Below are 21,429 nucleotides of genomic sequence, written 5' to 3' on the forward strand. Positions count from 1 at the left end.
GCATGAAGCGATCTTTTCTCTTGGGCGTTGCCATCGTTGCTTTCGCCCTCTTCATCGTTGGGCTTTCATTGGGACGCTCCGCGCTGTGGCAGCCGGCGCTGGTGAGTACGACAGTTTTGACGGCTGTGGGCTTGGGGGGGCTGCCGGCGTTTGCTGGGTATCAATTCACTGCATGGATTCTTGCCGCCGTGGCCGCGGCGATGTGCTATCCCGAGACGTTCCTCTACTTGGGACCGTTCTATTTCGATGGCGTGGAAGTCCCGCAGATCGATCTGCGCAATAAATGGATTTTGCTGGTGATCGTGCAATTGGTGATGTTCGGCATGGGGACCAAGATGAGCGTGCGCGACTTTGCGGGCGTGGCAAAGATGCCTTACCCGGTATTTATCGGCACGTTCTTGCAATTTTCAATCATGCCGCTCACGGGCTATGCCTTAGCAAGAGTTTTTGAGTTTCCACCCGAGATCGCAGCGGGAGTCGTTCTGATTGGCTCTTGTTCGAGCGGCTTGGCCTCGAATGTGATGTGTTATCTGGCCGGGGCCGACTTGGCGCTATCGGTGACGCTCACCGCCGTGGGAACCTTGCTCGCGCCTCTGCTCACGCCGTTTTGGATCTACATGCTAGCCGGCGAAGATGTGGAAATGAATTTTCTCACGATGATGAGCGAGATCATTCGCATTGTGTTACTGCCCATTGGTGCGGCGTTGCTGCACGATATTCTCAAGCAATCCTCGCCGATGGTTCGTCGTGTGATTTTCGCCGCGGCGTTTTTGAGCTTAGGCTTTCTGATTTTCTTGGTTGCTGGTGGTTGGGGCCAGATAGCAGAAATTGTTCCCGTGCCACTCTTGCAAACCCTAGCTATGCTAGCCGGCGGATTGATCGTTGGCGTAGCCTTTCACCTTGCCGCGACGCGCTGGCATTGGATCGAGGACAATATTCATCTCCTCTCGATGTTCGGAATCGTTTACTTCACGGCCGTCACGACCGCCGCGGGGCGCGATAATCTTTTGCACGTGGGTCTTGCGCTCTTTGCCGCCGCGGTGATTCATAACCTCGTCGGCTGGATTTTGGGTTATTGGCTGAGCTTGTTAGCGGGTTTGGAACGCAAGCAGGCCCTCACGGTCGGCTTTGAGGTGGCCATGCAAAATGGTGGCATGGCTTCGGGGCTGGCTGGTATGATGAATAAATTAGGCACGGTGGGACTCGCGTCCGCGGTTTTTAGTCCTTGGATGAATGTCTCGGGTTCCATCATCGCCAACCTTATCCGCCGCTACGCTCCCGTCCTCCCCGATTCGGCTGAAGAGCCTTCGTCCTAAATTTAATGCGACGATTCCTTCTCATTTTTCTGTTGCTGCTAGGTTTAACGAGCCAGGCGCTTGCGCAGCGGGCAGCCGTGAGCGTGGATCGTGTTGGGCAATTGTCTTATGCCAAAGATGAATTGGGAAATCGCATTCCCGATTTTTCAAGTTGCGGATACACGGGAGGAGATCGCGATATCCCTGATGTGAGCGTCAAAGTGCTCGTGAAGCCTACCGACGGCGATGATGGCGCGGCGATCCAAGCGGCGATTGATCACGTTGCGGGCCTGCCACTTGATGCGGATGGATTCCGCGGCGTCGTCAGGTTGGCGGAGGGTGAATTTCAAATTGCCGATCAAATTGTGATTCGTAATTCTGGCGTTGTGCTGCAAGGTTCGGGGGCCACGGAAAATGGCACGACTCTAATTGCCACGGGAACGGATCGACGCGATTTGATTCGTGTTATTGGTTCGGGGAAGCGAGCACTACTGGGGGATGCGATTGAGATTACCGATGAGATTGTTCCCGTCGGGGCGAACCAAGTTCAACTCGCTTCGGTTGAAAGTTTGAAAGTTGGTGATTCAGTCATTATTACGCGGCCAAGCACGATCGAGTGGATCAAGAGCGTGGGAGGAGATGCTTTTGGCGTTGGTTGGCGACCGGGGTCACGGGATATTCGCTGGGATCGAACGATTATGTCAATCGATGGCAAGACGGTGACGCTTGATGCCCCGGTGACGACTGCCTTGGAACGCCGTTGGGGTGGCGGGACTTTGCAGAAATATACGTGGCCTGAGCGGATTGAGAATGTTGGCATCGAAGATTTGAATTTGGTATCGGAAGTGAAATCCGAGAACCCCAAAGATGAAGATCATGCCTGGTTGGGGATTACGTTTGACAACGTGCAGAATGCTTGGGTGCGGCGTGTGACGTTCCGCCAGTTTGCCGGTGGGGCCGTGCAATTGCTGCCGGGGACGAAGTGGATCACCGTCGAGGATTGCATTTCGACGGAGCCGATCTCTGAACTCGGCGGCTATCGCAGGCATACTTTCTTTACTCAGGGTCAGCTTGGCCTTTTCTTGCGGTGTTGGTCAGAAGAAGGACGGCGCGATTTTGCCGTCGGGCATTGTGCGCCGGGGCCGAATGCGTTTGTGAATTGCATCGCAGACCGCGCGCACAGCGATAGCGGACCACTCGAAAGTTGGGCGTCGGGTGTGTTGTACGACAACGTCCGCCTCGAAGGGGGCGGCTTGCATTTGGTGAATCGCTGGACGAATCCCGCGGGATCTGGTTGGTCGGCGGCGAACTGTGTGTTGTGGCAATGCCGAGCTTCGACGGTGGACTGCTTCCGACCGCCGGGAGCGAACAACTGGTCGCTTGGCAATTGGGCGGCGTTTTCAGGTGACGGCACGTTCGAAGCGCGCAGCGATTTCGTGAATCCCCTAAGCCTTTACAAAGCACAACTGGCGGAGCGCGTGGGACCGGAAGCGGCCACGCGAGTTGATCCCATCTTGGGCGAGCCCGTAGGGGCTACGAACCCCACTTATGAAGAAGCCGCCAAGTTTGTGGCTGAATCGAATGAGCCCGCACGGCAACTTGTGGATGTGATTCGCGAGAATCTCGCTCATGCAGCACACCAGCGGCAAGCGGAAAGTGTAAATGCTGAGGAGATCAAAGCACCGCAGACAAGAAAACAGGCGGAATCGCATCCCTTAGCGATCAAGAATGGCTGGCTTGTGATCGATGACAAGGTCAAGACGGGCGGATACATGAACCCGACGTGGTGGCGTGGAACCATGCGGCCCGATGATGCCCCTGCCATGGGACCGAACATCAGCCGGTTTGCGCCGGCTCGAACGGGAACTGGACTTACGGACGACCTTGCTGCGGTCGCCGATCAAATGGTCGATGAGGATATCGCCGCGTACGAACATCACTACGGCCTATGGTACGAACGGCGGCGGGACGATCATCTCATGGGACGGCAAGAAGATGGGGCGGTGATCCCACCGTTTTATGAACAGCCGTTTGCCCGCACGGGTGAAGGGACAGCGTGGGACGGTTTGAGCAAATACGATCTCACGAAGCCGAATCCGTGGTATTGGCAGCGGCTCAAAGATTTTTCAAGACTGGGCGAAGAACGCGGATTAGCATTATTTCATCAGCATTTTTTTCAACACAATATTCTCGAAGCAGGTGCCCATTGGGTCGATTGTCCTTGGCGGCCAGCGAATAACGTGAACGACATGGGCCTGCCGGAACCGCCGCCTTTTATTGGCGATAAGCGTTTGTTCATGGCGCACAATTTTTACGATCTCTCTTACGAGCCGCGTCGGGAATTGTATCGTCAATATATCCGTCAGTGTTTAGATGCCTTGGCCGATTCGCCCAACGTGATTCAACTCACGAGTGCCGAGTACACCGGCCCGCTGGAGTTTGTGCAATTCTGGCTCGATACGATCATCGAATGGCAGAACGAACACGAGCGCGATGTCATCATTGCGTTAAGTGCCACGAAGGACGTACAAGACGCGATCCTCGCCGATCCCGAGCGAAGTCCCCATGTCGATGTAATCGATATTCGGTATTGGACATACGACAAGAATTTCAAATTGTATGCGCCGCCGGGGGGAGCCAATTTGGCTCCGCGGCAGCACATGCGTCAGTTGCAGCCGAAAGAGAGTTCGTTCGCGTCGATTGTGAAAGCGGTCCGTGAGACGCGACTGGCCCATCCAGAAAAGGCTGTCACGTACTATGCAGATCAGAATTGTCGAAGCGGCCGAGATGGTTGGGCCGTGTTGATGGGGGGCGGCTCGCTCGCCGACGTGAAGCTGCCGGACGAGTTGGCCGAACAGATTGTTTCGATGTTGCCGACCGACGATGTGGTGGATGGTGATGATGTATGGTGTTTGGCGGGAGACGGCAACTATCTCATCTACACAACCAATGATTCAGAACCGCTATCGCTAAACCTCGCGCAAGGAAGCTATAAAGCAAGGTGGTTGAATCCAAAAAGCGGCGAGGTGGTTGCCACGGAATCTGTGCAAGATGGCAAGGTGTCGCTCCCTACTAAGGGGCATGTGTTGTGGCTAACCGGGAAGTGACCTCTAAAATCATTCTGAGGTGAGTTCTGCGAGCTGAAGAATCTGGCCAACGACGCGTATACGATTTGAACATGTTTCGCAAATGCCAACCAGATCCCACGGTCGGCAAGCCTCCCTCGGGATGAAATATTCAGCGATTTATTTCACCGGCAGCCAAACGGTCATCTCCCCTGCCCCGCGGTTGGCCCAGGCGTAGTAGGGAATGAGCCGCAGCGGAATCGTTTTGGCTTCAGCAGGTTGCTTGGGCCGATAAAGTTCTGAACCCCAGTCGGTGGCTGGCTCGACAAGTGCTTCGGTTTCGACAACTTCAACTCCCCCGAGCAGATCGGCGTCGAACTTTGTCGTGAGCTTGGCACCGGCAGGGATCACGATGTTTTCAAGTTGAACATCCTTGGGCAAGTCGGCCGACTCCAGGCAATAAACGATGGGGCCCCGTTTGATGGCAACTTGGTTTTGGACTTCTTCGACAAGTGGATGGGCTTCCACGAGCTGCGTTGGCATGGGGAGAACGAGTTCGATGGTGTCACCTAGTTTCCATTTCTGGCGTATCTCGCAGTAAGATGATGGCGTGAGTGTATCCACTTTCCAGAATTCAGTAGGTGTATTACTTGATTCGTGCTTTGCTTCCTCATATCGGTTAATGACCAAACTTGCTCCTTCACTCCAACCCGGAATGCGAAGTTTCAGGGAAAATTCATCGCTTGGGCATTCGTCGACGGTGAGCGTAACCCTGCCATCCCACGGATAATTAGTGGTTTGCGTGATCTTGAGCGGGGCATCGCCGAGAGTTGTGTTGAGCGTGTTGCTGCCATAGAGATTCACATACACCGAGTCATTGGATTTGCTGTAGGCGTACCCGCTGAGTTCGGCGATCATGCGAACCACGTTGGGTGGGCAGCAGAATGACGTGAAGAATTTTTGCCGCGTGCGGGGATAGCGCAATTCAACTGGCAAAGGATCGACGACGCGCAACGGATTCACATAAAAGTATTCGGTGCCGTCGAGGCTGACTCCGCTCAGGATGCTGTTGTAGAGGGCGAGCTCCACGAGGTCGACATACTTGGCTTCGCCGGTGAGCAGGAACATTCGCCAGTTCCACATTGCCCCGGCAATGTTGGCACAGGTTTCATTGTGAGCGGTCGTGTTGGGGAGTTGATAATTACGACCGAAGGATTGATGCGTGCGCGTGATGTGGGCTTGGTCGGCACTTCCATCGGGTGAGGCACCATCGTAAAGAGCGCCGCAGGCCCCGGTGATATAAAGCTTTTTTTGAACCAAGTTTTCCCAAATGGTTTGCAGTGGCTCGAGCAAAGATTTGTCACCCGTTTCCGCATAGAGATCGGCTGCACCGGCATACAGGTAATTGGCGCGGACGGCATGGCCGACTGCTTCTTTTTGTTCAACAAAAGGAACAAGGTCTTGGTTGTCGTCGCCCCCTTCGGTCACGAGGTTACGCATATCGAGGAATGTTTGGGCAAGCTTGAGATACTCGGGTTTGCCTGTCGTGCGATAGAGTTCAATCGCGCCCATATAATGCGATGGGCAGACGGCGTTGCGAGCGAGTTCAGGAGTCGGATCTTCGAATGCTTTGATCATGAACCGAGCTGCCTTTTCGGCTGCATCAAGTAAATCTGTTTTTTGTGTCAGTCGGTAGTGCAGGCAAGCCGTCGTCATGAGATGGCCCATGTTGTACATCTCGAAGTTGAGGCGATTCTCGAACGGCTTAGCGGTCATGTCGCCATTGCGTTTGCGGATCAAAACGGGCGTGTGGATGTAGCCGTCCTCCCGTTGTGCGGCAACGATCGCGGCGATCGAGGTGTCGATTGCTCCGCCGAGTGCTTGGTCTTGCGTGACGGCATACGTGGCGATGGCCGCTTCGAGCCATTTGTAGAAATCCCCGTCGTTCCACTGGGCGCCGTGGTAGTCTCCCTCGGACTTGCCGCCAGCGATCAGGAAATGCTCGAGGAATGGCTTGTACGTGCCGTCGCGCATCAGGGCCCACATCGTGGGGATTGATTTGTTATGGCAAGTATCGACCCGGTCGGCCCAAAAGCCATCGGTCCAGCGGACCTCATCAAGTGGAATAGGTTGGACGACGGCAAACTTGCTGTTGGCAGTATCCGTGATCGCCTGGCCTTGAAGCAGCGTCGGAACAATCGCGACGACAAAAGCGGCGGTTGTCAGAGAAAAGTAATGCTTGGCGACGAGCATTTGCGAAATTCCATTCCTTGATTGCAACGGAGGTGTCTGCGATAGTTGATTGTACTCTTCGGAAGTCGTGAAAACCAACGACATTGCGTTTCGTATGGTCATTTGTCATCGTTGGTTGCAAACCCACTGAGTGCGGGTCAGGCTTGCTATAAAATCGGAGCCACGCGGCCCTTTTGATTGGACAAAAATATGTATCGATACCTTGCCCTCCTGGGATTGTGCCTCATCTGTTTGGCTGCGGATCGGGCGCTGGCAGCCGAGTCCTCTGCGGTCGAAGTCACGCCTGAGGTCGAACAATGGGGTACGTGCGAGGTGACGTTGAACGGCACAAAGGAAGGAAATCCTTTCGTCGACGTGTTGCTGTCGGCCAAGTTCTTTCAGAATGAAACCTCCGTTGAGGTTGATGGTTTTTACGACGGCGATGGCGTTTATCGCTTGCGATTCATGCCAGAGAAAGAAGGCGAGTGGCAGTTCATCACCAAGAGCAATCGACCAGAGTTAGACGGCAAGTCCGGCAAGTTCACGGTCACGAAGCCGACGGGGACCAATCACGGTCCCGTGCGGGTGGCCAACACTTTTCACTTTGCTTATGCCGATGGCACGCCTTACAAGCAATTGGGAACAACGTGCTATGCCTGGAATCATCAGCCGGAAAAGTTAGAGAAACAGACACTGGAGACATTATCCAAGTCACCGTTCAACAAGTTGCGATTCTGTGTGTTTCCCAAGCGTTACAACTGGAACATGGATGAGCCCGAGTTGTATCCGTTCGAAGGAACTCCGCCACGGAGCTGGGACACAGAAAAGTTTAATCCGAAGTTTTTTCAACATCTCGACCAGTGCGTGCTGGATTTGCAAAAACTGGGGATCGAGGCCGACATCATTTTGTTGCACCCTTACGATGAAGGTCACTGGGGGTTCGACCGTATGTCGCCCGTCGAGGATGATCGCTATTTGAAATATGTCGTGAGCCGATTGGATGCGTACCGCAATGTGTGGTGGTCGCTGGCCAATGAATACGATTTTATGACCGAAAAGCGCGAGGAAGATTGGGAACGCATCGGTGAGGTCGTCGACGCGGCGGATCCTTATGAGCATTTGCTGTCGATTCACAATGGCAAGGAACTTTTCAATCAAACGAGGCCGTGGTTGACCCATGCAAGTATTCAAAATGGGGCGGCTGTGGAAGATCCCGCTCGGGCGGAATTGTATCGTGATGCCTATCGCAAGCCGATCGTGTTTGACGAAGTGAAATATGAAGGGGATCTTCCCAAGCGTTGGGGTAATCTTTCCGCGGAAGAAATGGTCCATCGGTTTTGGGCGGGGACCATTGGTGGTACTTATGTGGGGCATGGCGAAACATATTTGAGCCCCGACGATATTTTGTGGTGGTCCAAGGGGGGCGTGCTGAAAGGGAAGAGCCCCGAGCGGTTGGGGTTCTTGCGCGAAGTGCTGGAAGATAGCCCCGCCGAGGGAATCAATCCGATTGATAAATGGCAGAACCCTGAATATGCGGGGCAAAGTTCCGAGTATTACTTGGTTTACTTTGGCAAGGATAAGCCCAAGGAGTGGAAGTTTAAATTGCCGAACCCGCCACAATTAAAAGGGATGCCGCCGGTGGAGGATATGAAGTTCACGGCGGAAGTGCTTGATGCTTGGGATATGACCGTCACGCCCTTGGAGGGGACGTTCACGCTCAAGAAACTCGACGACTATTTTTACGGCGATGCCGATGGTCGCAAGATTGAACTACCCGGCAAGCCCTACATGGCGATTCGCATCAAGCGAGTTAAGGAATAGTTGGCCACGGAATTGCACGGAGCGAACACAGATCAGATTTTTGGAGAGAGTTTAGCAGTGTTAAATCAGTGTTTCATCCGTGGCTCACTATTACTGGCACTTCCAACATTCCTAAATCTATTTGCCTATGCCGAGCCGGTCTTGCTGAAGCCGGAGAACTATCGGCACTACGTCGAAAAATTTAATGCCGCGGATGAAGAAGCGGTCGTGAATTCTATTCCCAATGCGAAGGCTTGGGGCTGGATGGTCGAGCAAATTCCCTTCTTTGATTGCCCCGCCGGACAGTTGGAAGAGCCTTACTATTTCCGTTGGTGGAGTTTTCGTAAGCACATTAAGCAGACGGATGAAGGCTTGGTACTCACCGAGTTCATCACGCCCGTCAGTCACGCGGGGAAACACAACACGATTGCGTGTGCTTATGGTCATCACCTTGCCGAGGGACGTTGGCTCGGCGATCAGAAATTGCTCGATGACTACACGCTGTTTTGGTTTCGCGGTGGAACCAATGGCGGACCGATGCCGCATCTTCATAAGTTCAGCAGTTGGGCAGCGTCGGCCCTTTACGAGCGCTTTTTGGTGACGGGCGACAATCAATTTTTGGTTGAATTGCTGGATGATTTGGTGGCCGACTATCGCATGGGGGTTACGGAACGCGGTCGGCCCGACGGCATGTTCTGGCAACACGATGTTAAAGACGGCATGGAGGAATCGATCAGCGGCGGGCGACACGTTGAAAATGTGCGGCCGACGATCAACAGCTACATGGCCGCCAATGCCGGGGCGATCAGCGCGATTGCGAAGATGGCTGGGCGTGATGATGTTGCGAATGAGTTTGCTCAGACAGCCGGCGATCTAAGAAAAAAGATCAATGAGAAATTGTGGGATGAAAATCTGAAGTTTTATGTCGCCAAGACCGCTGACGGTGAGTCCTTGAATGTCAGGGAACAAATCGGTTTTATTCCTTGGATGTTCAGCCTGGCTGACGACGATCATGCCAAAGCGTGGTTGCAGCTCAATGATCGCGAAGGTTTTTGGGCTCCGTGGGGCATCACGACGGCAGAGCGAAGACACCCAGCATACCGCACTCACGGCACGGGGACATGCGAATGGGATGGGGCGGTGTGGCCCTTCGCGACGAGCCAAACTCTCACTGGGCTCGCCAATTTGCTAAGGAGCCAAGACCAAGAGTTTGTCACCAAACGTGATTATTTCGAGCAACTGCTGACCTATGCTCGTTCGCATCAAAAGGATGGCGTGGCCTACATTGGCGAGTACTTGGACGAAACCACTGGCGAGTGGCTGATCACGGGCGAAAAAGAAAAGCGGAGCCGGTTTTACAATCACTCGACTTTCTGTGATTTGGTCATTAGCGGCTTGGTGGGGATTGTGCCGCAGGACGACAACACGTTGGTTGTCGATCCCTTACTGCCAGATGATTCCTGGGATTGGTTCTGTTTGGATGGTGTGCCGTATCATGGGCACAACGTCACAGTCATTTGGGACCGCACTGGCAAACGCTACAACCGTGGCACAGGGTTCATCGTGCTGATTGATGGTGAGGAGATGGCCCATACGCCGGGGTTGTCGCGAGTGGTGGTGGATCTGCCGGAATAGCTTGAAGGGCATCGGGACGATGCCGGCTAACTTAAGGAGTTTGGAAGATTTTCTTGAGGTAGCGGGCGTTCGCGCCGTAGTTGCCGCGTACGTCACGAGCATTTTTCGCGTCGCGGGAACGTTCCATCACGAGCCAGCCGCTCCAGCCCATGTGGTCGAGCGTTTTTTTGACCAACGGCATGTCGAGCCGTTTGTTATTTTCCAGCCAAACGCCATCCTCATCCGTGCAGTGAACCTGGCAAATTCGGTCTTTGCCCAGCGTTTGTAATTCGGTGATTAGGTTGCGATCGTTTTGCAGTGGGTTGGCAAAATTGAAGTAGCTGCGAATCGCGGGTGAGCTGATCTCTTCGAGTAACTCGACTTCGCCTTGGGCATCGAGGGCAGTTTCGATGCCGATGACCACACCGGCATCCTCGGCCATTTGGCCAACTTCACGCAGTCGTTCGACGATGGCGGGGCGTAGTTCGGGATGCAAGTTGAGATCACCCTGCACTCCCAACGGGAGAAAAGCCACTTTGACACCGAATTGGGTCATCGTCTCGATGCAATCGCCCAGCATCTGTTTGTAGGTGGGCCGCTCGGCGAACGATTGTGCGTAAAACCCCGACATGGCAATTGAGCAGATATCAATGCCAAGTGCCGCGGCTTGCTCTTGAAATTGCTCGCGGATTTTGGGAGCGGCGAGGGCGTTTTCAAACGTATCGCGTTGCCCCAGCGAACCCATGTCGAGTTCCACCCCGTCGACGCCAATTTCTTTGGCCAACGTAAGAGCCCCAGGTCTCTGACGCTTGAGGATCATCCAGTCGCAGACGCCGATTTTATAGCGATCATTTGTCGCTTCTGTGGCTGCGAGGAATTGATCGCCAAGTATAACAGTGCCTGTCGCCACGGCGGAAGCCGCCAGAAAGTTGCGTCGGTTCATCTATTGTTCCTCAAAGCTATTCTTCGACGGCGATGCCTAGAACAGTAAAACTGCCTTGGCCGCGCATCGTGAGTTTGTGTTTTCCTTTGTCGAAACGGAGAGCGTACACGTCGATGGGAGGTAACGTGTCCACGATGGCCGCATCCTGAATGTAAACTTCGGTGCCACCCCGTTCGCCACCCAGGGCATCCATTTCGAGCCGCGGTGGTTGGAGCCACTGCTTGTCTTCGTCGCGGATGTAGCCGATCAGCACGAGCACCGGCTCTTCGACTTCAAATTCCACGGGATCGTACTCACCTTGTGCCGCCGTGGTGTGAGGAAAGCGAATTCCTGTGAGTTGATCGAGTTCAGGAACCAGGGCTTGAATTCGCCATTGCTGATCGTTGTACGCCCGCGTGCCGGTTTGGACGGTGTAGGCTTCTGCTTGCGGAGTGAGAACTTTGACGGCCGCCTTGCGGAGAGGTTTCTTCTCGCGACGGAACAGGGCCGTCGTGTCACCGCCGTTGACGGCCGCGACGGAAGCTTGAAAGTCGGCAAGTTCTTGTTCGTAAACGGGCAGCATTTGTGACCAATGAAAGCTGACAGGCTCGGTGCCGATGGCCCCGGTCACTGGGATTCTGCGGGTGTCAGTTTGCATCGAATTGGCAAATTCATAGGAGCCATTGGTGAGTAAAGTTAACTTGCGAAAATGCTCGAGACTTTCCGCCAGTTGTTGTTCGGCCTCGTTGAGCAAGCTCGTGTCATGAGTTTGTTGGAACTTCATAACCAGTATGGCTGCGTTCACCTTGGCGGCGTAGTTTTGCACCATCGCACGGATGCAAGCGACATCATTCTTGAGTCGGTTGAATTCCGCTTGATTTGTCGAGACGTTGGAGGCGGCCTGTTCCATAGCGTTGACGGCCTTCTCTGAACATGCAAGTGCATCAGCCAGGACAGACACGGGAGTTTCGCCGGTATGCGGTTTTCCGGCGAGTTCCTTTTGTACGTATTCATCCAGACGCTCGCCGTGTGGCGCCTGCGAAAGCCATAGCTCTGGATACGGCCGGTATTTTTCAGGATTGATCAGTTGATCCAGCGTCATGCCTAACGCCAAAGTCTGGCGATTTCCCTCAGTGATGCCGAATCGACGCAAGAGCAAGGGCGCGCACTCGCCCGACTCGTTGTAAGCAGTAAGGATCTGCTCGGCCGCTGCGCGTGATCCATACTTCTCGGCGAGACGAACGATCCAATATTCCTGATCAGCGTCGTCTTCAATGTCGGGATTCCAAGCGTAGCGTGCCCAGGCTTCGAACCAAATCCAATCCCGTTCGATCTGCTGAAGCGGCGGCGTGACTTTGTCGGGAGCATCGGGCCAATTCCAATAGGCCAGCGGATATACGTGCAAGCCTTGAGCCCCCAGCCGATCGCGCGAGGCTTGCACCGATTTTTTGATGAAGCGCTGCGCTCCGTAACGGAAAGGTTCGAGGTTGGCGAGAATGTGAATATTCGAGACGTGAGTCGAACCGAGTTGACTCAGTTTTTGATGAATCTCCTGCCACAAACCGCGTGGTTCCCAGGTGGTGAGCGATTCGCCGTTGAACTTGGCCTCGGTGTAGAGATTGCGATACACCTCAAGTGCTTTGGGCATTACGACGGTGGCGTCGGTCGCGTGGGCACGGATCACGACGGGAGGTTCCTCTACGAGTCCCGCTGCTTGCATGCCATCTTTCACGCCGGGCAAAATCACTTCGGTACACCACTTCACTTGATTGTCGAGCGTGACGCAGGCTTCACCGAGACAAACCATGAGGCCGACGTTGGGATATTGCCGCACGAATTCGGCGATGGACTTACGAGTATAATCGGCAGCGATTGGATCGATGTGATCCATTTGCGTCGGAAGGCCATGATGCTTGGCAAAAGGTTGGGACACGATGATGTTGTAAAACATCTGCACAAGCCAAATGCCCCGTTTATCGCATTCCTTGGCGATGTAGCGGAACATCTCGACGTTCTTCTCGAACACTTCGGGCGAGACTTCGAGTGCATAGGGATAGTCGGGAAGCTGCACGAGCGAAGCGAACGGGTGGCCATTCCAAATGTAGAGTGTGTTCATGCGATTCTCGACGAGAAAATCGAGATACTGTTGCCAGTAGGCCTTGTCGTAAAAGAAGGGAAACAATTCGGGCGTGTATGGGTATTCGTAAACCTTGCGACCGGGGAGGATGCTTGTCTTTTGCATGCCGAAGCAAGGACCGCGCAATTTGAACACAGGGGCATCTTGAATGTCCAAGTTTTGGGGAAGCGTTTTTTCAGCCTCAATACGTCGGGCAAGCTCCAGACAACCGTAGAGCAACCCCGAATCCCCGCCGCCATGGATTGTGATTTGACCCTGGCTATTGGATTGCAGATGAAAGCCTTCATTGCCAAGTTCAGCAGCGTCCTGTGAATCGCCGATGAGGATTTGCGCGGCCGCATCGTTTGTCGTTGTTGCATCGATACCGCATTTCTCTAGCGCGCTGAGGATCCGTTCGACTCCAAATTGAACGCGGGGAGCGGCGTCAGTAGGAACCTTAATTGTGATTGGTTCGGCGGCTAAGGCTGAGCTGCAAAATAAAAGCAGTAAGAAGCCGAGCAACGAAACGCTGTGTTTGTTTATTGATTTCATGATGAGATTAGGAACGCTGATTATCGCTAATCAGCGCTGATAAGAGTTAGACGAGTGACTTGAGAATTACTTTTGGTATTTGATCTTTGTTTCGATTTTGAGAGAGGAATCAGGATCGAGGGGACGAAAACCGACATGCAGTGAATAGGGCTGAACTGGGACCGCATATTTGGTGAGCACACCCGGGCCGCAGCTGCCGTTGCCAAGGCCGCAGTGGCGTGCGTCGATTGATACGACGACTTCATTGCGTGGCTTGAGTTCGTAATTGTGCGAAGCGGCTGCTAAGTCTTGAGCGGTGAAACGCAAGGCTGATGCAGCGAAAGGTTCTCCTTCTGCCACGACGAGCAGTCCACTCCCCGTGGAATTGCGTAGTGCGAGCCAACGAACTCCTTCTTTGTTGCCGGTTTCTTGGGGGCGAGGATACGGGAAAGCCTGCTCGTTGACGGTGCTGTGATAGATGTCTAGCGGCGAACTTTCCAAGCGGTCGGCATAGTTTTCGTAAGGACCGTGGCCATACCAGGAAAGCTGATCGAAGCTGCCGGCAAGTTTCATGACGATACCAATACGTGGAAGTGGCGGGAGATCACCACCTGGTAGAAACTCTGCTTGAAGGTCGAGCGAACCATCGCCCCGGATGAGCCACGTCGCTTTTTGAGTGATCGAACCTTGGGCAACAGTATTTTTGATGACTGTTTCAATTTGGACGAGATTGTCAGCCAGTTGCTTCACCTCGAAGGATTCGATCCCGCGCTCTGGATCAGCAAGGCGCGCCTCTTGCCAGTTACGAGCCAGCCAATTTCCGAAGCCACGGTCATTTTCCGCAGGGGCTCGGAAGAATTGGGCCACCGGTCCAGCGGGTTCTTGCTCGACTGCCAATAACTCCTTGTCGTCGTATTTGAGAGACGTGAGCGCTGCCAATCGTCGACTGAATTGGGCGGCGAAATCCTTGCCGTTGATTTGCACAACGTCATTGGAATCCTTCACGGTGAGCGACGGCAATGTGGCTTGGTTTACGAGCTTAGGAGATGACTTTGTAGCAACCGGAAATTGATCCCTGGCGATTTCATGGCCCGCTTTCGCCCAAGGGGCATCATTGCGTGTTTGAAAGCTGATTTTGAGCGAGCACACGCCCTCTGAGTTTGCGTCGATTGGGATTTGTTCGAGCGATAGAGCCCCTTGCTTGCCTGCGGGAACGTCAATCGAAGGTAGTACCCCCTGCTCGGCAACGTCGCCATCACAGATGAGTTGCCAGCGAATGTCGAATTCCTTGAGATTGAGATGCGAATGGCGGTTCGTGATGTGGATCGTTTTGCTATCCGTAAGCGTTGCGTCGGCTTCCATCAAGATGGGCTGATAGATTTTTTTGACTTCCCAGAATTTCGATGTCTTTTCGCGCTCGGCCGTGACGATCCCTTTGATGCAGAAAACACGATGGTGGGGGGAATCGCCAAAGTCGCCACCGTAGGCAATAAACTTCTGGCCATCGTCGTTGGTTTTGTACAGTCCTTGATCGCACCATTCCCAAATAAAGCCCCCCAGCAGGCGCGGATCAGAATAGATTTCCTCCCAGTATTCACGCAGATTGCCCATTGAGTTCCCCATCGCGTGGGCATATTCGCTCGCCAAAATGGGACGGCCACTCGGATCGTCTTTCGCCAAATCGAGTAACCGTTCCCAGCGAGCATTTTCCGCGCGCTCCAATTCAGCATCACCCTTCGCATCTGGAGGATTTAGATATTCCCCCTGCACGCGAGGATAAAAACGGCTGATAACGTCGACCGTGTTGGGATCGGTGGGAGCATCCTGTGCCCCTTCGTAATGAATCGGCCGCGTGGGATCGAAGGCACGTAGCCAAGCCGAGATCGCCGCGAAGTTGGGGCCGTAACCCGACTCGTTGCCGAGCGACCAGAGAATCACGCTCGGATGATTTTTATCGCGCTCGGCCATGCGGACGGCGCGTTCAAGAAACGCGGCGTGCCAAGTTGGTTCGCTGGCCAGTTGGCCGCGGAGGCCGTGCGTTTCGATGTTGGCCTCGTCCATCACGTAGAGTCCATACACATCGCACAGTTCGTACCAGCGTGCGTTGTTGGGATAATGGGCCGTGCGAACAGCGTTGATGTTGGCTTGCTTCATCAACCGGATGTCTTCGATCATCCGGCTTTCAGAAATCGCGTGGCCCTCAGTGGGATCATGTTCGTGGCGATTCACACCGCGAAGTCGCACGGGTTGGCCGTTGACGAGGAGTTGGCCGTCGCGAATTTTTACGTCACGAAAGCCGACGTTGCTGCCAGTGGTTTCGATGACGTTGCCGTCGGTATCACGCAGGGTCAGCACGAGGCGATAGAGATGGGGAGTCTCGGCGGTCCAAAGTTTAGGCGATTCGATCTTCGCAGTGAGCCAACCAAATTTCGGTTGGCCACGCTGTGGAGTGCGTTCGACCAAGAGATCGGCTTTGTAGGTGGGATTTGCGATCTTTGCCGCGTCAGCTGTGAGCGGCTTGGCAAAGACAGGTTTGCCGCCGTCAAAGAGTTGGGCTTCGAGAGTCCAGCCGTCGAGCAATTGATTGCCTGATAGCGTAAGCTCTGGTTCGATCTGAAGTTCCGCATTTTTGTATTCGTCATCAAGCTCCGTTCGCACGGCAAAGTCTGCAATCGAAACTTCGGGGCGTGAAAGCAAATACACATCGCGAAAGATGCCGCTGAGCCGCCACATGTCCTGATCTTCGAGATAGCTGCCGTCGCTCCAGCGAAAGACTTCCACCGCGATGAGATTCTTGCCGGCAACGAGTTTGTCGGTGATATCGAACTCCGACGGCGTGCGGCTGTCTTCGCTGTAACCGACAAACTGGCCGTTGACCCAGACGTTGAACGCGCTGTCGACGCCAGCAAAATGCAGAATCGTGTGGCGCTTCCCCCATGTGTCGGGAATTTCAAACGTACGGCGATACGAACCGACGGGGTTGCGCTCTTTGAAAGCCGTGTATTCTTGCGGCGGTTCGGACGTCACGCGCGGTGGGTCGATCTTGAAGGGGTAGCCCGCCGAGACATAGATCGGCGTGCCGTAGCCTTGCATTTCCCAATTCGAGGGAACGGGAATTGTTTTCCAGGCCGAATCGTCAAAGTTGGATTTGTAGAAATCTTTTGGTCGGTCGTCAGGTCGTGGTACCCAATGAAATTTCCAATCGCCGTTGAGCGTTTGATACCAGGGCGATTGATTTTGCTGACCTAAGCGAGCTTGTTCGACGTCGGCGAACGGCGTGAACGAGGCTCGAGCAGGGAGACGATTACGAGCCATGACCTGCTCATTCTCCCAATCGGGCGGATCGGCCAGCACGGAAACCGCCAGGCAGGCAATCAAGCTCAGGAGTGTAAACGTGCGAATCACGGCTGCTCCGGCGTTGGACGCAAGTCGCGTGAGGTGGCCAAGGCAATCGTGCGATTGTCCCCCGCCACGGCACAATAAAAGTGGTAGACCACCCCGTCGTGTTTCAGGAGCCAAGGTTTGTGCGCGAAGGTTTTGTCCCAAGGCTCAGACGGTTTGATCAAATCTTCGCCCGACCATTTGGTCCAGTGCACTAAATCGCGTGAACTCGCAAACGTGTCGAACGCCCCTTTTTTCCAACCCGCCCCGAAATAGAACATCACCCACAGATCGTCCATGCGCACGATTTGCGGATCGCCCGAGATTCCCTTGAAGTTGTCGATGACGGGCTGCTTGCCGTAATGTTGCCAATGCACCATGTCGTGCGAAGTGGCCATGCCGATGCGTTCGATCCACGGCCCAGTTTGCTTGGCGTTATAATACATGACAAACGGAGCACCGAGGGATTCCGTTTTGTCCCACAGGATATGGCTCTTGTAGAGCGTTGCCTTTTCAAATTCGCGAGCGTTGGGATGGCCGGGCGTGAGGACGGGATTCTCTGCCAAACGATGCCAAGGCTTTGCCAGTTGTGGTTCGGTGGTCCAGGCCATGCCAATCGAGAGGGGATCGGTTTCATAACCTTGCTTGGCCCCACCGAAGTATGACATCCAATACTTGCCGTCAAAGGATTGCAGCTCTGAAGAACCGCCCCATTTGGGATCAACGAGCGCGATGCTGCCGTCGGCTTGCCATTTGTCCCAACCTTCGTTGGCGAACGGCAGAGTTTTCCCCAGTGGTTCCCACTTCAATAAATCGTCGCTGCGGGCAAGACATGTTTCGTAACCAACTTTGTCGGTGATGGCGACGTAAACCATGTACCAGGCATCGCCATGCCGGAAGACGTTGGGGCAATCGAGAAATTGTCCTTGCTCGGGTTCGAGCAGCACGCCGTATTTGAAAGGCGTTTTGACTTCCTCGAAGACAGCCTCCATGTCTTTCGGCGAAACCGCTGTTGCTTCGGATTGGACTTCCGTCAGCAAAGTCACGGGACCTAGTAAACCCCCGGGAAGTAATTTCGCGCTACTACGTAGTGGTGTAGCGGTCGTCCAGGTGATACGCTCCGCGGCAGGAAGTTGAGCATCGCCTATCAAGCGGTTGGCCCAAGTGTTGGTGACAGCGATCGATAGTTCGTTGTCACCTTCGCGTAGTGCTTTGGTAATATCGACACGATAAGGAGGCGTCCAGGCCGTGCCGCAGGCGATGCCGTTGACTCGCACTTCGGCGATGTTAGAAATCTGGTCGAGATCGAGCCACACTTTTTCTGTGGACTTCTCCCACTGAAATTTGTTTGTGTAGGTGGCCGTGCCGGAGTAGTGGCGTATTCTGGTGTCGCTATGGTGAGACCAATCAATAAGTTCGGCGAATTCAATCGTTTCACCGGGCCCGCCAAGTGATTCGTCGAACGATACCTGCCACGGTGTTATTAGTGCTTGTCGTTCTTGGAATTTCGGCCAATTGGTTCCTTCAGCTTGGCCTGTGACGTCGGTGGCTTCGCGAAACACGACAAACAGTGAACCACTGGGTTCGAGTCGCACGGGCAGAACGGTGCGACCTTTGACAATCGTCCATTTCTTGGCCTGCTGAATTTCGCCCGTCACCGGATTCCAAATTTCGGGCTGCATGCCTTGCTCACGCAAAGAAAGAATCACTTCCTGAGCGGCGTCCGCTTGGTTCGACACGAAATACCAATCGGCGGTTTCCGAACGTCGATGGTTCCAAGCGAGATTGTGAAGCCGTTTGCCGGTTGATGTGTAAGCGATGAAGTCGGGCTCGATACCGTAGTTCGAAAAAGAGTCAGCAGTGATTGGTCCGTAAATTAATTGACCCTGACCAATTCGACGGATGGTGCCAGGGCTCTCAGCAGGCAAAGTTTCGTCGGCGGTTGGTTCCCCCAACAGAGCAAACAGTTTTTCGTCGGCTGTGGGATAGTCTTCTAAACTTGGTGACTGACGACCATGCACGCACGCGACCACTTTGGCCCCTGCCTGAACGAGCGAACCAAGTTTATCTGCCACTGGGAGTGAAATTAATTCGGGATCCGGCGAGAGTGGCCGGGGCATTGGCATGACCAAAAGTTGATAACCACGACCGTTAGCAAATTTGAGGCGACCATCTTCGGCTTTTGCCAAGCGAAGTAGCGCATCGGGATTCACCGAGTCGTAGCTGTAGCCACGCAGTGGATCAATCCAATCGGCGGGATCGGTCATGTTAGCCGAATGGTTAACGCCTGCGGGTAATTCGTGCAGTGGCGTGCCGACATTGGCGAGCCGCTCGGTTTCACGAGCGACGGCCTCTTTGCCGACGATGCCGGGTAAGGTCGTGACCAGTGTTTCGGGCAGCAAAGCGCGCGACGGGATTCCTTCGCCGGTGAAGACGGCGATGTCGACCACCGTTTCGCCTGCTTGCAGCATCGCCTGACAGCGTTTTTGGTAGTTGATGAAGGCATTAACGGCAGGCCACCAGGTTTGATCACGTTGGATAAACAGCCCGATCTGATCGAGCGACATTCCAGGCTGGCGATCGATCCAGGGATTGTGATTGAAAATGTGATAAACGAAGCGATTGGCACCCAAGGCAAGCTGGCGGTCGCCGAGGGATTTTATCAGGCCAGGATGCTCATCCCAAGCCATTCGCAACTCCGTGAACGCTTCGGCTTGAACGATGGGTTTGCCATAAACGTGCGCGGCCGAGATGGCGTCACGCATGTCGTTGGGCTTGTCGTGAGTAGGGCTGCGCAGCCAGAACTCGCCCATGGGAAGATCCACGGCGCCGAAATGCCGCATGCCTTCGGTGACCATCGTGGGAGCGACGCATTCGGCGCTGAACTGGCAATTGTGTTCGTGGGCCAAGTCACGCAATGTGCCAAAGAAATTATCGACGATCAAATCTGAGATTGTCTGCCGCACGTCGTAGAGCACTCGCTCAGAAACGTCGGCGCTGGTGATGGGAATCCCAGCCAGCACTGGCAGATAGGGCATGAGATCGTAGCCGCGACGACGTTCAAATTCCGCGGCGAAGACGGGTGACCAATTTTGGCTGCCGCATTCCCAGCTATCGACGTGAAAACTACTGAGCACGTTTTCAGTCAGCTCGGGTCCGATCTGACGAATCACTTCGCCGAACCACCTGTCGAATTGCAGTTTGACAACCGCGGGATCGAACTTATCACATTCCAAACCACGGCCGCCTCCACCGGTTTCGTTGTGAGTTCCGGCGGAAGTGTGACCCATCCGTAAGATCAACCACTCGCCCACGGGGACGTTCCAATTGAGTGTCCCATCCTGCTGCAAATGGGCGGTGATATTCTTGATCTTATCGAGAGGTACACAATCGGCATTCGCAATCTGACCGTCGATCGTTCGTTGGCTCACCCGCCAGACGGAACCGTTTTTGCCTTCCACTTGGTGAAGGCGTGGATGATTTCCCAAAACAATGGAACGAACTTTGAGCGTCGGCTTCCACTTGGCGGAATCGAGGTCTTCGGCGCCTGGCTCGGTGCCGGCGGGATCGTAGTTAAAGCGAAAGAAGCGGGCCGTCGTTTCGGGAATAGTATGAGTGACCGTCCCAGAGCCGTTCTGCCAACCATGACGGGGAGGTTCGAGCCGAGCGACTTCACGGAAGGTATTGCCGTCATCACTCGCGCTCACAAGCAAACGATTCGCTTGAAAGCTGTTGCCGTCGGGAGTGATGGTGATCGTGCGGCAGGTGAAAGGTTCGTTGTATTCGTATTGAATCCAGCCGGGTTCCTCCAATCGAACTCGCTCATTGCTGTCTGACGATGTCAGAAACTGGGCTTCGAAATGGGGAAGGCTGGTCGTAACTTGCGGGATTTCTTGAGATGGCACGGAGTTAACGGGTATCGCGAAGACGGCAAGATCGCGGTAATAACCTTCGTTTGTTTCTGGTTGGGGAAGTTTTCCTTGGAATGGCTTGCCACCGGATACATAGGTCTCCGACCAGACGACTTTCTGCATCGATTGTTCGGGTGTGATCCAAGGTCCTCCGGCCGTGGCGAAGCCGTCGCAAACGTGCATGGCGAATTTCAGATCCAAGCGCTGAGCTTCTTGAAACGCATGCTTGACCAGCTCCCACCAAGCCGGCGTGAGTTGCTCGACGGGCGGATCCCAAAGTTTGGAATCGCCACCTTTGATCGTCATCAAATACGCACCACCAATGCCTGCGTCGTGCATGGCTTCCAAGTCGGCGGTAATCCCCTCGGACGAAATGGCCCCTTTGTTCCAATACCAAAAGGTCCACGGTGCCGTGTCGGCAGGAGGATGCTCAAAAGCCGATTGGAGTTCGTCTGCGTAGAATGGCTGTGCGTGACAAATCACAAGGCCAAGTAAGCAGGCGAGCATCCCTGCACGCGGCGAGATGCGAGTTCGATAACCAATTGCTATCATACGAGAGCGA

The 21,429-nt window shown here is 54.3% G+C and carries 9 protein-coding genes; 4 read left to right on the forward strand and 5 right to left on the reverse strand.

The genetic code is table 11. The features are described from left to right. Positions 1-2: 2 nt before the first annotated feature. Complete coding sequence (locus tag SH678x_RS08655; RefSeq protein ID WP_496922499.1) at positions 3-1,316, forward strand: bile acid:sodium symporter family protein; 1,314 nt, start codon at positions 3-5, stop codon at positions 1,314-1,316. Between the two features lie 5 nt (positions 1,317-1,321). Next, positions 1,322-4,402: a DUF6298 domain-containing protein gene (locus tag SH678x_RS08660; RefSeq protein WP_496922500.1), complete on the forward strand. Its 3,081-nt coding sequence runs from the start codon at positions 1,322-1,324 to the stop codon at positions 4,400-4,402. A gap of 138 nt (positions 4,403-4,540) precedes the next feature. Here SH678x_RS08660 and SH678x_RS08665 read toward each other — a convergent pair whose 3' ends face one another. Continuing rightward, positions 4,541-6,715 carry a glycoside hydrolase family 127 protein gene (locus tag SH678x_RS08665; protein ID WP_496922501.1) on the reverse strand — a complete coding sequence of 725 codons (2,175 nt, stop codon included), beginning with the start codon at positions 6,713-6,715 and terminating at the stop codon, positions 4,541-4,543. A gap of 87 nt (positions 6,716-6,802) precedes the next feature. On the opposite strand from SH678x_RS08665, the gene SH678x_RS08670 reads away from it, so the two are divergent. Beyond that, a complete protein-coding gene (locus SH678x_RS08670; RefSeq protein WP_496922502.1) occupies positions 6,803-8,413 on the forward strand; it encodes a DUF5060 domain-containing protein in 1,611 nt (536 codons plus the stop codon). 57 nt (positions 8,414-8,470) lie between these two features. Beyond that, positions 8,471-10,027: an MGH1-like glycoside hydrolase domain-containing protein gene (locus SH678x_RS08675; protein ID WP_496922503.1), complete on the forward strand. Its 1,557-nt coding sequence runs from the start codon at positions 8,471-8,473 to the stop codon at positions 10,025-10,027. A 31-nt stretch (positions 10,028-10,058) separates the two neighbouring features. Here SH678x_RS08675 and SH678x_RS08680 read toward each other — a convergent pair whose 3' ends face one another. From SH678x_RS08680 to SH678x_RS08695, 4 genes are all read right to left on the reverse strand, one after another. Further along, positions 10,059-10,949, reverse strand: a complete 891-nt coding sequence (locus tag SH678x_RS08680; protein ID WP_496922504.1) for a sugar phosphate isomerase/epimerase family protein — start codon at positions 10,947-10,949, stop codon at positions 10,059-10,061. Positions 10,950-10,965: 16 nt separating this feature from the next. Continuing rightward, positions 10,966-13,596: a glycoside hydrolase family 20 zincin-like fold domain-containing protein gene (locus tag SH678x_RS08685; protein WP_496922505.1), complete on the reverse strand. Its 2,631-nt coding sequence runs from the start codon at positions 13,594-13,596 to the stop codon at positions 10,966-10,968. Between the two features lie 66 nt (positions 13,597-13,662). Further along, on the reverse strand, positions 13,663-16,980 hold the full coding sequence (lacZ, locus tag SH678x_RS08690; protein WP_496922506.1) for a beta-galactosidase, LacZ type: 3,318 nt from the start codon (positions 16,978-16,980) through the stop codon (positions 13,663-13,665). Next, positions 16,977-21,419, reverse strand: a complete 4,443-nt coding sequence (locus SH678x_RS08695) for a glycosyl hydrolase (protein ID WP_496922507.1) — start codon at positions 21,417-21,419, stop codon at positions 16,977-16,979. The genes lacZ and SH678x_RS08695 overlap by 4 nt, the downstream gene beginning before the upstream one ends. Positions 21,420-21,429: the final 10 nt, after the last annotated feature.

This window comes from Bythopirellula superficialaquae (genome assembly GCF_059632245.1).

What these genes read in the sequence shown, in the direction of transcription:
- SH678x_RS08685 (WP_496922505.1), bottom strand. Translation starts at nt 13,596, where the DNA reads ATGAAATCAATAAACAAACACAGCGTTTCGTTGCTCGGCTTCTTACTG.
- SH678x_RS08695 (WP_496922507.1), bottom strand. Translation starts at nt 21,419, where the DNA reads ATGATAGCAATTGGTTATCGAACTCGCATCTCGCCGCGTGCAGGGATG.
- SH678x_RS08655 (WP_496922499.1), top strand. Translation starts at nt 3, where the DNA reads ATGAAGCGATCTTTTCTCTTGGGCGTTGCCATCGTTGCTTTCGCCCTC.
- SH678x_RS08665 (WP_496922501.1), bottom strand. Translation starts at nt 6,715, where the DNA reads ATGACCATACGAAACGCAATGTCGTTGGTTTTCACGACTTCCGAAGAG.
- SH678x_RS08660 (WP_496922500.1), top strand. Translation starts at nt 1,322, where the DNA reads ATGCGACGATTCCTTCTCATTTTTCTGTTGCTGCTAGGTTTAACGAGC.
- SH678x_RS08670 (WP_496922502.1), top strand. Translation starts at nt 6,803, where the DNA reads ATGTATCGATACCTTGCCCTCCTGGGATTGTGCCTCATCTGTTTGGCT.
- SH678x_RS08680 (WP_496922504.1), bottom strand. Translation starts at nt 10,949, where the DNA reads ATGAACCGACGCAACTTTCTGGCGGCTTCCGCCGTGGCGACAGGCACT.